Raw genomic sequence first — 13,907 nt, 5'->3', positions numbered from 1 at the left:
CGCTCCGCGTGACTAATATCGCCGCATCAGCGCAACGAGGCGCCCCTGCACCTTAACCCGTTCGGCGGGAAAAATGCGGGTTTCATGCCGTGCGTTGGCGGGTTCCAGCGCGGTCGAGTTGCCGCGCCGTCGCAAGCGCTTCAGCGTGACTTCGTTATCATCGACCAGCGCCACAACGATCTGTCCGTTTTCGGCGGTTTCGCCCTTGCGGATGATCGCCGTGTCGCCGTCGAGAATGCCGGCCTCGATCATCGAATCGCCGGTAACCTCCAGCGCGTAGTGATCGCCCTGGCCGATCAGCGCGATCGGAACCTCGATTTCGGTCTGATGCTCGCGCAAAGCCTCGATCGGCTGACCCGCGGCGATCCGGCCATAGAGCGGCAGGCTGATCGCCGCGACCTCGGCGGCAGCGCGCGCCCCTTGAAAGCGGGCGGAAAAATCCCCGCGGATGACGTTGGGTGCGAATTTCTGGTCGCTAACGCGCTCGGGCGCATTTTCAGGGGCGCGTTCATGGGGTACGCTGTCTAAGGGCAAGCGGATCACTTCGAGCGCGCGCGCACGATGCTTGTGCCGGCGCAGAAACCCGCGTTCCTCCAGCGCACCGATCAGACGATGAATGCCGGATTTCGACTTCAGATCGAGCCCCTCCTTCATCTCTTCGAAGCTCGGCGAGCAACCGGTACGGCGCAGATGCTGGTCGATAAACACCAGCAGTTCATATTGCTTGCGGGTAAGCATCGAGCCCTCGTTTCGGTCTGAGGCCGGCCATTGTGGCGGCGGGGTTGGGACAATAGGCGCCGGCGCGTTATAGAACAAAGCGCTAACATGATGTTCTAGGGAGCGATTCCGCGCCGCGTCAAGGGGGTATTGCCGGAATAATCGCGTTTTGTTCCCGTTTTGGCGCTGGGCGTCACATCGTCATGGCGAGATTAACGCACGCTGATATTGCGGTACTAACTCGGGTTTGATACCGAAATGACTGGCGGCATGGTTTGGCCATGCCGGGTTCGCCAACAGAGCGCGGGCCAGAAACACGAGATCCGCCCGCTCGTTGGCGATGATTTCGGCCGCGAGTTCCGGTTCGCGGATCATGCCGACCGCACCCGTGGCAATACCGGCATCGCGGCGGATACGTTCGGCAAACGGCACCTGATAGCCGGGGTGGACCGAGGCGATCTTCTGTTGCGGCGCGATACCGGCGCTTGAGCAATCGATCAGGTCGACGTCACCACGGTCGCGCAGCCAGCGGGCCAGTGTCACGGAATCCTCGATCGTGTGGCCACCCTCGATCCAGTCCGTGCAGGAAAGGCGGACGAACAGCGGCAGATCAGCCGGCCAGACCGCGCGGACCGCATCCAGCACCTCCATCAGCATGCGCGCACGCGCTGCCAGGTCGCCGCCGTAGCGATCGGTGCGGTGATTGGCGATCGGCGAGATAAATTCATGCAGCAGATAGCCGTGGGCGGCGTGGAGTTCGACGATCTTGAACCCGGCGCGGTAGGCCCGTGCGGCGGTGTCGGCGAACTGGCGGATGGTGGTTGCGATGTCGCGCGCGGTCATGGCGTGCGGCGCGGGCCGATCCGGTGCGTAGGGGATCGGGCTGGGTGCGGCGGGCAGCCAGCCGCCTGGCGCATCGGGCGCGATGTGCCGTTCGCCCTCCCATGGCGCCACCGTGCTGGCCTTGCGCCCGGCGTGGGCGATCTGGATCGCCGGGATGGCGCCGCCGTAGCTGATCAGGGTCGCAAGCCTGGTCATGAACGCTTCCTGCGCATCGTTCCAAAGGCCGAGGCAATAGGGCGTGATGCGGGCTTCGGGCGCTATGTGTGTCGCTTCGGTGAAGACAATGCCTGCACCGCCCATCGCCTTGGCACCGAGCGTCTGGATATGCCAGTCCTGACCTAGCCCGTCGACCGCGCTGTATTGGCACATCGGCGAGACGACGATCCGGTTCTTTGCGGTGACCGCGCGGAAGCTGATCGGTTGCAATAATTTCGGAATGCGTGACAGGGGAACTCTCCTTGGATACGAGCGGTGGCGATACCGCAGCGTGCCATTAGCGGCGATGCGCCCAGCTTGCCAGCGAAAGGCCAACCGCGCCAAGTGGTGCGATGGCGATTTTATCGATCCAATCCCAGGTCCTGAACGGCAGCGTCGGCAACACGGGTGCGGCATTCATCTATGCGCGGCTCGGTCATGAGGTCTGGCCGCTGCCAACCACGTTGCTCTCGCACCATCCGGGCCACGGCGGCACCGAAGGCGGCCCCGTGGCGCCGGCGTTAATGGCGGCCCTGATCCAGGGCCTTGCCGCGCGCGGTGCGTTCGCGCGCTGTGCCGCGGTGACATCGGGCTATCTCGGCGCGGCGACGGCGGTGCCGGTGGTGTGCGATGCGGTGGCACGCGCACGCGCGGCGCATCCGGCTGCGCTCTATGCGTGCGATCCGGTGATCGGCGATGCCGGGCGGGTCTATGTGCCGCCGGCGCTGGTCGCCGCGTTCCGCGATGTCCTGCTGCCGCTGGCCGATATCGCGTTTCCCAACCCGTTCGAACTCGAAATTCTGACGGGCTGGGCGCTGGCGGATCGCGCGAGCGCCTTCGCGGCAATGGCGGCGCTCGGGCCGCCGATCGTGGTGCTCACCGGCTTTACCGGCGCGGACACGGTGCCTGGCTCGCTCGACGTTCTAGTGGTCACGCCCGATACGCGACACTTCATCCCTGTGGTGAGGCTCGATCGTGCGTTCTCCGGTGCGGGCGATGCGTTCGCCGCATTGTTCATGGCGCGTTATCTGCACGATCGCGATGCGCTGGCGGCGATGGAGTCCGCGTGTGCTGCGAGCGCCGCGCTGCTTGAGGCCACGGTGCGGGCGGCGGGCGACGAGCTCGCCATCGTGAGTGGCCAGGATGAGTGGGTGGCGGCAGCGTCAGGGGCGCGGGCGAAATGAAAACCGGGAGTCGCTGGTAATTTTATTGATTTGATGCAGTCCGATGACATATGTTCATCGTCTAATGTCTGCTTGAGGCAAACGCCCAGGCGCCGGCCCGGATCAACGGGCGCACAATCCTCGGGAGGATTATGATGACGACGATGGCTGCTTTGTTGAAACGGAAACCCGCGGCACTGATTTCTGTCACGCCCGATACCAAGATCCGCGATGTGGTCATGGTTCTTGCTGAAAAGCGGATCGGTGCGGTTGTTGTGCAATCGTCTGAAAACGATTTGCTTGGAATCCTCTCGGAACGTGATGTCGTGCGCAGCCTGGCCGCGAATGGAACTGGCACTGTCGATATGGTGGCGAGCCAACTGATGACGCGTGCGCCGACCACCGCCACACCCTCGACATCGATTTTCGAGGCCGAAACCTTGATGACCGAGGGGCGTTTCCGTCATCTGCCGATCGTGGACGGTGGCAAACTAATTGGCGTCGTCAGCATTGGCGACGTGGTTGCTGGATTGATGGATGAGCAGGCTCAGGAAGTACGGAGCTTGCGCGACTACGTGACGGGCAGCGCTGTATAATTTTCTTGCCGCTTACGGCGACAACAATTGATGCGAGGCAGGGCCGCAGGCGGACCGCGGTCCGCCTGCGATTTTACGTGAGCTGCGTTACTGACTGCTGGAACTATCCGAGGACGTGCCCGGTAGTTTGACTTTCGGAGGGGCGCCCAAATTGACCTGCTGCGGGGTTGTCTGCGAGCCCGCAACGGCACCACCGACAGCGCCAATGCCCGCACCCGCAAGCGCTCCTATCGGGCCGCCAACTGCCCCAACCGCAGCGCCGGCGGCAGCCCCACCGGCGGCCCCGCCTTGAGCGCGCTCCGGTTGCGACGTACCGCAGCCGGCCAGGGCGAGAGCCATGCCCAAGGCAACGGGCGCTGCAATCATGGTTTTCTTGAGGGTCATATCGGTATTCCTTTCCGAGATCGTATTGAGCCAACCTGTCGTCGTCCCGAGCATAGGACCGTTGACGGACCGATATGGTGGGCATGGCGATCGGGCCGATCAACCCGAGTCAAGTCATGCATGGACGAAGTTTATAGCGCCGCTCATCTGGACTTGGGTATGCGCGCATACAGCTGAGCGCAGTGATCCGCACTACTGGGTGGCGGGGGGCGCCAGCGGTTGCGCCTGGACGCTTGCGTTATAGCCTGCAGGCGGCGCGGCTGGGGTGAGGGACTGTGGTTGAGACCGATACGAATTGATCTGGTCGCGTAATCCCGGCTGCGCGGAGGTGGTGCTCGGCTGCTGCGGCGTTGCACCGGGTCCGGTACCGGTTTTGCCGATATTATCCAGGTTGATTTGCTGCGGCGTCGTGGTCGAAGCCGTAAGCGCGCCGATGCCGCCGCCGATCGCGCCTCCGATCACAACACCGATTGGTCCTCCGATCAGGCCAAACGCGGCCCCAGTCGCTGCACCGCTGGCGGTACCGGTGCCCATTCGGTGCGGCGCATTGGTGCCGCAGCCGCTCAGCGTGCCCGCGAAGCTGAGCAGTAACAGCCAACGCTTGAGAAAACGCACTTTCGATCCCGGCATGATCGGCTCCCATGATGAACGGCTTGACCCGCGCCGGTGGAATTTGTAGGCGCGAATTGTGGTAACATAAAGTTTTTCAGCGGCTTATACAACGACGTGCAGGCTTTATGTTAATTCAATGTCATGGCATTGGAGCATAAGCCTCATCCGGCAACAGCCCAGGACATCGCGCCTGCCGATATCCGGCGGTGGCGGCGTCGTTTTCGTGGGCGGACGAGCCTAGGGATCGTCGGATTCGCGACGCTATACGGCGTATTGGCGATCAAGCTGATCGACGCCACAATAATCAGGCCGGTTCTGCCAAACCCTGCAGTCCTGGCGGCGCAGCGCCCCGACTTTCGGACGATGCTCCCTTCACCCGACCGCGCACCGATCCTCGATCGGCGCGGCCGTTTGCTGGCCGTGTCACTCCCGGGCGCTGCGTTGTACGCGGATCCCCAACAAATCACGCATCCAGGTCGCGATGCCAGGAGGCTTGCGAACGTGTTGCCGATGCTCAACCGCGCCACACTTGCGCGTCGGTTGGGGCAGGCCCGCGAGCGCTTTGTCTATCTCGATCGATCGCTCACGGCCGGGCAGGAGGTCGCCGTGAACAGGCTTGGAATGCCAGGGATCTATTTTCAACCGACCTGGGTCCGCCATTATCCCCAGGGCGATCTTGCCGCGCACATTCTTGGTGGCGTCACCCCGGACCAGCGCGGCATTGCCGGCGTCGAAGCCTATTTCAACCAGCGGTTAGTCAGGGCGACGAACCGGCCGCTGCGTCTTTCGATTGACTTGCGTATCGAAGACATCGTGCACCAGGCCGTTGCGCGGGCGATGCGCGATTATCACGCGCGCGGCGCGTGTGGAATTGTTGAGAGCATGACCGGCCGGATCGTCGCGATGGTCAGCCTGCCGGATTACAACGCCAATAATCTTCACCGCGCACCGCAGGACACGCTGTTCGATCGCTGTATTTCTGGCGATTACGAGCCGGGAAGTGTGATGAAACTGATGACCCTGCCGGCGGCGTTGCAGTCGGGTTTGATACACTACTGGGACCGGTTCAATACGACCCACCCGCTATCCGTCGATGGATTCTCGGTGACCGATTATGAGCCCGTCCACCATTGGCTCGCGATGCCCGCAGTGCTCGCCTACTCATCGAATATCGGCGCTTCGCGTATCGCAACCATTCTGGGCCGGAAAATCCAGCGTACCTGGCTACGGAAAATGGGTTTTTTCCGCCCCTCGCCAGTGCAGATGCCCGGCACCCAGCGGCCGATCTGGCACCCGAAAAGCAGTTGGAAGTTGCTGACCACGATGACGGTCAGTTTTGGTAACGGTATTGCGATGGCGCCTATCATTCTGGTCAATGCGGTGGTGGCCGATGTCAATGGAGGCGTCCTATTTCGTCCCACCCTGCTTGCGCGAAAGCCGAATGCGCCGCCACGCACGGGTGTGCGGGTGATGCGCCACCATGTATCGGTTTTGATGCGTAAAATGATGCGCGGCGTCGTGCTGTCAGGCACGGGCGTCTATGCGCGGGTAAAGGGCTATCGTGTAGGCGGTAAGACCGGGACATCGCAGGTGGTTGCAGCGAATGGACGTTATCGCAACCATCTGAACAACGCTTCGTTCATGGCGATGTTTCCGGCCGATCATCCGCGCTACGTGGTCTATGTGTTGATCGTCCATCCGAAATCGACGCCGAAGATGTATGATTTTTCTCACGGTTTCACGACCGGCGGCTATGTAGCGGCGCCGGCGGTCGGGCGGATCATTGCCCGCATCGGCCCTATGGTGGGCATTCGGCCACTGGAGGGTGCAGCTTTACGCGCGATAAACGCGCGGTTCGATCTGGGTTTGCAGCCACCGGTACCGCCCGGCCGCGTTGGGTTGGGACCGCATCATCCGTTTCCATCCGGGGCTAACCGCTATGCGTACATTCTTGCCGATCGGAAACCGCCCCGTCATCCTGATCGAATGATCGAAGCCTGGGCATTGCGGCGCGTCGCGTTGGCAATTCCAGGCGCCCATGTTGCCGCGGACGATCCCAATCGCGTGGCTACGAGCGATCGTTCAATTTCAGAGAATTCTACTATAAATTAATGACAATACTAATATTTTATTGACAACCTCGAGACGCATCGTAGAATGCAACCTTAAGTTAACGATTGCAACCAAATTCTGCGGATTGTGGGATACAGCGGGGCCAGTACATGAGCACGACGACGATTACGGTGGGAACAGGAACGCTCGGATCGTATAGTCAGGTGACGACCAGCGGTACGGTCGATCTCATCGTGGACGGCAGCCAAGGCATCCTCGACGTTTCCGGTTCCGCCCAGTCCAGCTTGGTCATCGACATCGTCTCGGTGAGCGGCACCGGCTTTCTGTTTACCGACGAGGTCAGCGGCGGAGCGTATGAGACGTTCAACCCGACAACCCTCGGCAATATCATTCCGTTTCTCGAGATCGGCTTCGCGCCGGGTGCTGCGAGCGCCCCGGGCTTCGGCACCCTTGAACTCGGCGATAACGTCGCGAGTGTGACCACGCCCCCACCGCTCAAATTCGCCGGCACCAACAACGCGTTGATCGTCGATTCCGGCGTCACGAGCAGTTCGCTGAGTGCAATTTCAGGCTTCGCCTATACTGACACGATCGATCTGCGCGGCGTCAGCGGTGTTGCCAGCGCGGTCTGGACCCAGAACGCCGGAGCGGCGGGCGGTGTGCTGACGCTGGAGTCGGCGACGCAGGCCGATCTCGCGGATGTCACGCTCTCGACAGGCAGTTTCACCAGCAGCCAGTTCAGCATCACGACCGACGGGTTCGGCGGTTCAGCGATCACAGTGGCCTGCTATCGCGCGGGCACCAGAATCGCCACGGCGGGCGGCGATATGCCGGTGGAGGCTTTGGCGATCGGCGATCGTGTGCTGACGGCCGATGGATCCTGCAAACCCATCAAATGGCTAGGCCGGCGGGCCTATTCTGGCCGGTTCGCCGCAGGCAAGCCGCATCTGCTGCCGGTCCGGTTTGCCGCCGGTGCACTCGGCAACGGTCGGCCGGTGCGCCCGCTGTGGGTCAGTCCGCAGCACGCCATGCTGGTCGATGGCGCGCTGATCCCGGCAATCTGCCTCGTCAACGGCGTATCGATCGTGCAGGAAACCGCGGTCGAGCGCATCGAGTACGTCCATGTCGAACTTGACCGGCATGATGTGATTTTCGCCGAGGGTGCAGCCTCCGAAACCTATATCAACGACGATAACCGATTGATGTTTCACAACGCGGCCGATTATGCCGACCGGTACGGCGCGGATGTCCCCGATCGCCGCTATTGCGCGGCGCGGATCGAGGATGGTCCCGTCCTGGCCGCGATCCAGGCCCGGCTTACGGCGTTGGCCGGCGCGGTTGCGGCCGAGGCAGGGCACGGGGATCTGGCCGGTTGGCTCGAACGGGTCGAGACCGACCGCGATGGCACCCATGCGGTCGGCTGGGCGTTCTGCCAACAATATGCGGCGGTTCCGGTCTGTTTCGAACTGCTGCATCGCGGGCGGGTGATCCATCGCGGTCTGGCCAATCTGCACCGGCCGGATGTCGAGGATGCCGGGTTTGGCAGCGGTCGGTGCGGCTTTCGGGTCAGGCTGCCGGATGGCACCGGGCTCGAGGATATTGCGGTGCGCCGTGCTGCCGACCGCGCCGTGTTATCAAGTGCGGCGGCCCTCGCGGCGGCCTGAACGATGCTGCGCGGCAGGCTGGATATCGCCACGCGAACCCATATCTCCGGCTGGGCGCAGGACGAGCGCCTGCCGCACCAGCCGATCGCGCTCCTGGTTATCGACAATGATGTTCTGCTCGACCGTGTGGTGGCCAACCGGCTTCGGCCGGATCTGGCGGCCGGCGGCATCGGCGATGGCCGGCACGGGTTCGATCTGCGCTACGAAGGCGGGTTGCCAGGCCTTGGCCAGCATCTGATCCGGGTGGTGCGTGAGCGTGACGGCGCGGAACTCGCCGCCTCGCCCGCTGTGATTGCCCCGGCCAATGCGTTCGATGCGCATGAAACGTCGCTCCTACAATCGGTGCTGGACGGTCTGGCCACGACCACGGCGATCGATGCGGCGATCGTCGCCCTGTCGGCACAAATCGATCGCCTCGCGGCCCGCCGCCTCGCCCCCGCCGGCACCAAGCCGCGCGCTCTGGTGATCGACACCACGATGCCCGCGCCAGGGCGTGATGCGGGGTCGAACGCCATCCTTTCACATGTCGAAGCGTTGATCAGGCTCGGCTACGCCGTGAGTTTCGCCGCGGCCGACGGCTCGGCGCCGCCCCGCCACCCCGGCATCGACTGGCGCAGCCGGCCGGTCCATCGCTCGGTGGAGGAGGTTCTGACGCGCGAGGCCGGGCGCTTCGATCTGGTCTATTTGCACCGGCTCGATGCCGCGGCGGGCTACATGCCGCTGGTGCGCCTGCATCAGCCGCGCGCCCGGGTGATCTATAGCGTGGCCGATCTGCATCATCTGCGCCTCGCCCGGCGCGGCTACAGCGAACGCGAACCGGCGCTGATCGCCCATGCCCGCAAGGTGCGCGATACCGAACTGGCGGTTGCCGGCGCGGCGGATGCGGTCATCACCCATTCGCACACCGAAGCCGCCATCCTGCGCCGCACCCTGCCGGCCGAACGCGTGGTTGTCGCGCCGTGGCTCGTGACACCGGCGAAGACTCGCGCTGTGGTGCCGCAAGCGACCATCGGGTTCATCGGCCATTTCGGTCATGCGCCCAATCTGGCCGCCGCGCACCGGCTGGCGTTCGAGATCATGCCGCGCCTGCGCGCCGCCATACCCGCAATCACCTGCCTGATCGCCGGCTCGGCGATGCCGCCGGCAATGCGCCAATGGGCCGCCACCGGCGTTCAACTGCTCGGCGCGGTCGATGATCTGGCGGCATTTTTCGCGCGCCTCACCCTGACGGTCGCCCCCATGCGGTTCGGTGCCGGGATCAAAGGCAAGCTGCTCGACAGTCTCGCCGCCGGCGTGCCCTGCGCTGCCACGTCTGTTGCCATCGAGGGACTCGATTGGCCCGCCAAACTGGCGCATTGCGTCGCCGATGACGATGAGGGACTGAGCGCTGCCATTCTCGCGTTGTGCTCCGATGCCGCGCTGCACCGGCAGTCCGTGCTGGCGGGCCGGGCGATGATCAAGCGGGATTGGTCGGTGGACAGGGTCGATGCGGCTTTGGCTCAGGCGCTGGCCAGCGATGCCGCCGCGGCTGGATGATCGACGCAGCCGCGCACGCCCGGCGCGATGCAGCGTTCGCTACGTCCCCAAATCAGGATACCGCGGCCCGCAATGCCGCACCCGCCGCCAACGGCGCCAGCGGTAAAAACAACGCCAGCAGGCCCAGCAGCATCGCGAATTCCGCGATCGGATGCGGTGTCACCGCACCGGCAGCCCCGAAAATCAACGCCGGGATCATCAGCGGTAGGGCGATGAGCGGCAACAATACGGTGCCGCCCCGCGCGCCGAGCGTGATCGCGGCACTCATGCCGCCGACCAGCGAGAGCAGGATGGTGCCCGGCAGCAAGGTCAGCAGCAATTGCGGCACACCGCCGGCGTCGAGCCGCAGCATGATCGCGACCGGGCCGGCGATGATCAGCAGCGGTAGCCCGGTGGTCAGCCAATGGCCGATGATCTTGCCGAACGCGACCGCGCTAGCCGGCAGGCCGGAGACCATCAGTTGATCGAGGCCGCCATCTTCGTAATCGGCGGCGAACAGCCGGTTCAGCGGCAACAGCGCGGCGAGCAGCGCGATTACCCAGATCACGCCCGGCGCGATGCCGGAGAGCACCGCCGGCGAGGGGCCGACCGCGAAGGCAAACAGGCTGGCTGCGATAATGAAAAACAGCAGCGAAGCCACCGAATCGCCCGCATGGCGCAGGGCGAGGATCAGCTCGCGCCGGATCAGCGCCAAAAACCGACTCACGCTGCCATCCGGCTCAGATCGAACGGGACCGCGCCCGGCAGGTCGAGCGGCAGATGGGTGGCGGCGATCACCATGCCACCGCGGGCCCGATGTCCAGCGAAATTCTGTTCCAACCGGCGGACCGATGCGGCGTCGAGCCCGGTGGTCGGCTCATCGAGCAGCCAGAGCGGCGCGTCGCTCAGCGCGAGGCGCGATAACGCAAGGCGGCGGCGCTGCCCGGATGACAGCAGCCGCGCCGGCAGATCGGCAAAACGATCGAGATCGACCGTGGCGAGGGCGGCAAGGATATCGGCGCGCGTCCGTTTGCGCGTGAGGCCAAGATTATCGGCGACCGTGAGGCCCGGCTTGATCGCGTCCATATGCCCGACGAAGCACAGCCGCGTCGCGTGCAGAGGCGGATCGTCGAGCGCGTTGTCGCCCTGCCAGAGCAGATCGCCGGCGGCCGGTGGCGTCAGGCCGGCGAGCAGCCGGATCAGCGATGATTTGCCCGCCCCGTTCGGCCCGATCAGGAGCAAGGCACCGCCCGAAGCGAGGCTGAACGAGACATCCCGGAACACCAGGCGCTCGCCGCGAATCGCGGCCAGGGACCGTGCTTCGAGCATGGCTAAATCGCCATGGTGGCGATGGACGCGCGGCGGTCACCGTGATTAAAGCGGATCACAAATCGATTTTGCTGCGGCGCGACACGCCGAACGCTGCGAAGAGGAACAAGCACCATGAACATGATCGGTCAGGACAGTCTGAAAGTGGAGACGACGCTCCGCGTCGAGGGCAAGGAGTACACCTATTTCGCACTCAATGCCGCCGCTGAAAAGCTGGGCGATATTTCCCGCCTGCCGCGCACGCTGAAAATCCTGCTCGAAAACGTGCTCCGCTTCGAGGACGGCGCGGCCTACACGGTCGATGACGCGAAGGCGATCGTCGACTGGGTGGGTGCTGCACATTCCGACAAGGACGTCCCGTTCCGCCCCGCGCGGATTCTGATGCAGGATTTCACCGGCGTGCCCGCCGTGGTCGATCTGGCTGCGATGCGTGATGGCATCGTCAAGCTCGGCGGCAACGCCGACAAGGTGAACCCGCTAGTGCCGGTCGATCTGGTGATCGACCATTCGGTGATGGTCGATGTCGCCGGCCGCAAGGATGCGCTGGAACAAAACGTCGATCTCGAATTTGAACGTAACGGCGAGCGCTACGAATTTCTGCGCTGGGGTCAGGAGGCGTTCGATAATTTTCGCGTCGTACCGCCCGGCACCGGCATCTGCCATCAGGTCAATCTCGAATATCTCGCCCAGGCGGTCTGGACTGCGGAAGCCGCGGGCAAGACCATCGCCTACCCTGACACGCTGTTCGGCACCGACAGCCACACCACCATGGTCAATGGCATGGGTGTGCTGGGCTGGGGCGTCGGCGGCATCGAGGCCGAGGCGGCGATGCTCGGCCAGCCGATCGCCATGCTGATCCCCGATGTGATCGGATTCAAACTCACCGGCTCACTGCGCGAGGGCATCACCGCGACCGATCTGGTGCTGACCGTGACACAAATGCTTCGCAAAAAAGGCGTCGTCGGCAAATTCGTCGAGTTCTACGGCGAGGGGCTGGACCATCTGCCGCTGGCCGACCGCGCGACGATCGCCAACATGGCGCCGGAATACGGCGCGACCTGCGGGTTTTTCCCGGTCGATCAGATCACGCTCGACTACCTGACGCTCTCCGGGCGTGACGAGCACCGCATCAAGCTGGTGGAAGCCTATGCGAAGGCGCAGGGTCTCTGGCGCGATGGCACCGAGCCAGCGTTTTCCGACACGCTGGAACTCGACATGTCGAGCGTCGAACCCTCGCTCGCCGGCCCGAAACGCCCGCAGGATCGCGTCGCCCTGTCCAAAGCGGCGTCGGCCTTCGCGACCGAACTGACCAAAAGCCTCGGCGTGCTCGCCAACGATGTCGGCATGAAGGCCGAGGTCGCCGGCAAGAATTTCTCGATCACTCATGGCGATATCGTGATCGCGGCGATCACCTCCTGCACCAATACCTCCAACCCCTCCGTGCTGGTCGCTGCCGGTCTGGTGGCGCGTAAGGCGCGTGCCCTGGGGCTGACGCCGAAGCCGTGGGTGAAAACCTCGCTCGCGCCGGGCTCGCAGGTCGTGACCGAATATCTCGACAAATCCGGCCTCTCGGCCGATCTGGACGCGCTCGGCTTCGAGACCGTCGGCTACGGCTGCACCACCTGCATCGGCAATTCCGGCCCGCTCGACGATGCGATCGCCGATGCGATCGAGGACAACAAGCTGGTCGCTGTCTCGGTTCTGTCCGGCAACCGCAATTTCGAAGGCCGGGTGCACCCGAACGTGCGGGCAAACTACCTGGCCTCGCCGCCGCTGGTGGTCGCCTACGCGCTGCTCGGCACCATGACCAAGGATATCACGACGGTCGCGATCGGTCAGGACCAGTCCGGCAGGGACGTCTTCCTCAAGGATATCTGGCCGACCACGCAGGAAATCGCCGATATCGTCAAGGCGACCCTGACCCGGGCGATGTTCCTCGATCGCTACGGCGATGTATTCAAGGGTGGGAAGCAGTGGCAGGCGATCGAGGTCGAAGGCGATGCCGAGACCTATCGCTGGTCTGGCTCTTCGACCTATGTAAAGAACCCGCCGTATTTCGAGGGCATGACGATGGAACCCGCCCCGGTCAAAGATATCACGGGCGCGCGCATCCTGGCCCTGCTCGGGGATTCGATCACCACCGACCACATTTCCCCCGCTGGCAGCTTCAAAAAGACCACACCGGCCGGTGAATATCTGGCCGAACGCCAGATTTTGCCGAAGGATTTTAACTCTTACGGATCGCGCCGCGGCAATCATGAAATCATGATGCGCGGCACCTTTGCGAATATCCGTATCCGCAATGAGATGCTCGATAACGTCGAAGGCGGCTACACAAGGCATTACCCCTCCGGCGATCAACTGCCGATCTATGATGCGGCGATGCGCTACAAGGCCGAAGCCGTGCCGCTGGTTGCCTTCGTCGGCCGCGAATACGGCACCGGCTCCTCGCGTGACTGGGCGGCCAAAGGCACCATGCTGCTCGGTATCCGCGCGGTGATCGCTGAAAGCTTCGAGCGCATCCATCGGTCGAACCTGGTCGGCATGGGAATCCTGCCGCTGGTGTTCAAAGACGGCATGACCCGCAAGACGCTCGCGCTGAAGGGCGACGAGACGATCGATATTCTCGGCCTCGAACATCTGTCACCGCGGATGGACATCGAAATGCTGATCCATCGCGCCAATGGGTCGACAGATCGGGCAAGCCTGCTCTGCCGCGTCGATACCAAGGACGAGGTGATGTATTACGAAAACGGCGGTATCCTGCACTACGTGTTGCGGAATATGGCCAAGGCGGCCTGAACCATCGCGCCTTG

General features: G+C 63.7%; 11 protein-coding genes. 6 read left to right on the top strand and 5 right to left on the bottom strand.

Features of this window, described 5'->3' with window-relative positions; translation table 11 throughout:
• Positions 1 to 12: 12 nt before the first annotated feature.
• Together lexA and AruPA_RS02600 are read right to left on the bottom strand one after the other, a co-directional pair.
• Complete coding sequence (gene lexA, locus AruPA_RS02605) at positions 13 to 738, bottom strand: transcriptional repressor LexA (protein WP_265634815.1); 726 nt, start codon at positions 736 to 738, stop codon at positions 13 to 15.
• 180 nt (positions 739 to 918) lie between these two features.
• The gene (locus AruPA_RS02600) at positions 919 to 2,100 is read right to left on the bottom strand and encodes an NADH:flavin oxidoreductase/NADH oxidase (RefSeq protein ID WP_265634813.1); all 1,182 of its coding nucleotides are present in this window, start codon (positions 2,098 to 2,100) and stop codon (positions 919 to 921) included.
• An 8-nt stretch (positions 2,101 to 2,108) separates the two neighbouring features.
• Here AruPA_RS02600 and pdxY point away from each other — a divergent pair, with 8 nt between their 5' ends.
• Both pdxY and AruPA_RS02590 read left to right on the top strand, forming a co-directional pair.
• The gene (pdxY, locus tag AruPA_RS02595; RefSeq protein ID WP_265634811.1) at positions 2,109 to 2,939 is read left to right on the top strand and encodes a pyridoxal kinase; all 831 of its coding nucleotides are present in this window, start codon (positions 2,109 to 2,111) and stop codon (positions 2,937 to 2,939) included.
• Positions 2,940 to 3,073: 134 nt separating this feature from the next.
• Positions 3,074 to 3,514 (top strand): CBS domain-containing protein, encoded by a 441-nt coding sequence (locus AruPA_RS02590; protein ID WP_265634809.1) that lies wholly within the window; start codon positions 3,074 to 3,076, stop codon positions 3,512 to 3,514.
• Between the two features lie 576 nt (positions 3,515 to 4,090).
• Here AruPA_RS02590 and AruPA_RS02585 read toward each other — a convergent pair.
• Entirely contained in the window at positions 4,091 to 4,528 is a 438-nt protein-coding gene (locus tag AruPA_RS02585) for a hypothetical protein (protein ID WP_265634807.1), read from the bottom strand.
• A gap of 123 nt (positions 4,529 to 4,651) precedes the next feature.
• Here AruPA_RS02585 and AruPA_RS02580 point away from each other — a divergent pair, with 123 nt between their 5' ends.
• The 3 genes from AruPA_RS02580 to AruPA_RS02570 all read left to right on the top strand — a co-directional run bounded on the left by AruPA_RS02580 (position 4,652) and on the right by AruPA_RS02570 (position 9,783).
• Positions 4,652 to 6,622 carry a penicillin-binding protein 2 gene (locus AruPA_RS02580; RefSeq protein WP_265634805.1) on the top strand — a complete coding sequence of 657 codons (1,971 nt, stop codon included), beginning with the start codon at positions 4,652 to 4,654 and terminating at the stop codon, positions 6,620 to 6,622.
• A 110-nt stretch (positions 6,623 to 6,732) separates the two neighbouring features.
• Positions 6,733 to 8,247, top strand: a complete 1,515-nt coding sequence (locus AruPA_RS02575; RefSeq protein WP_265634803.1) for a Hint domain-containing protein — start codon at positions 6,733 to 6,735, stop codon at positions 8,245 to 8,247.
• A 3-nt stretch (positions 8,248 to 8,250) separates the two neighbouring features.
• Entirely contained in the window at positions 8,251 to 9,783 is a 1,533-nt protein-coding gene (locus AruPA_RS02570; RefSeq protein ID WP_265634801.1) for a glycosyltransferase, read from the top strand.
• Between the two features lie 52 nt (positions 9,784 to 9,835).
• On the opposite strand, the gene ccmB is transcribed toward AruPA_RS02570, so the two are convergent.
• A complete protein-coding gene (gene ccmB, locus AruPA_RS02565; RefSeq protein ID WP_265634799.1) occupies positions 9,836 to 10,489 on the bottom strand; it encodes a heme exporter protein CcmB in 654 nt (217 codons plus the stop codon).
• Positions 10,486 to 11,091 carry a heme ABC exporter ATP-binding protein CcmA gene (gene ccmA / locus AruPA_RS02560; RefSeq protein WP_265634797.1) on the bottom strand — a complete coding sequence of 202 codons (606 nt, stop codon included), beginning with the start codon at positions 11,089 to 11,091 and terminating at the stop codon, positions 10,486 to 10,488. Before ccmA ends, ccmB begins: the two co-directional genes overlap by 4 nt.
• A gap of 114 nt (positions 11,092 to 11,205) precedes the next feature.
• On the opposite strand from ccmA, the gene acnA reads away from it, so the two are divergent.
• A complete protein-coding gene (gene acnA, locus AruPA_RS02555; protein ID WP_265634796.1) occupies positions 11,206 to 13,893 on the top strand; it encodes an aconitate hydratase AcnA in 2,688 nt (895 codons plus the stop codon).
• Positions 13,894 to 13,907 lie beyond the last annotated feature (14 nt).

The sequence above is a fragment of the Acidiphilium sp. PA genome (assembly GCF_026191915.1).
Taxonomy (GTDB): domain Bacteria; phylum Pseudomonadota; class Alphaproteobacteria; order Acetobacterales; family Acetobacteraceae; genus Acidiphilium.
Note: the sequence above shows the minus strand (reverse complement) of the source record. Positions and strands in the feature narration are given on the sequence as shown.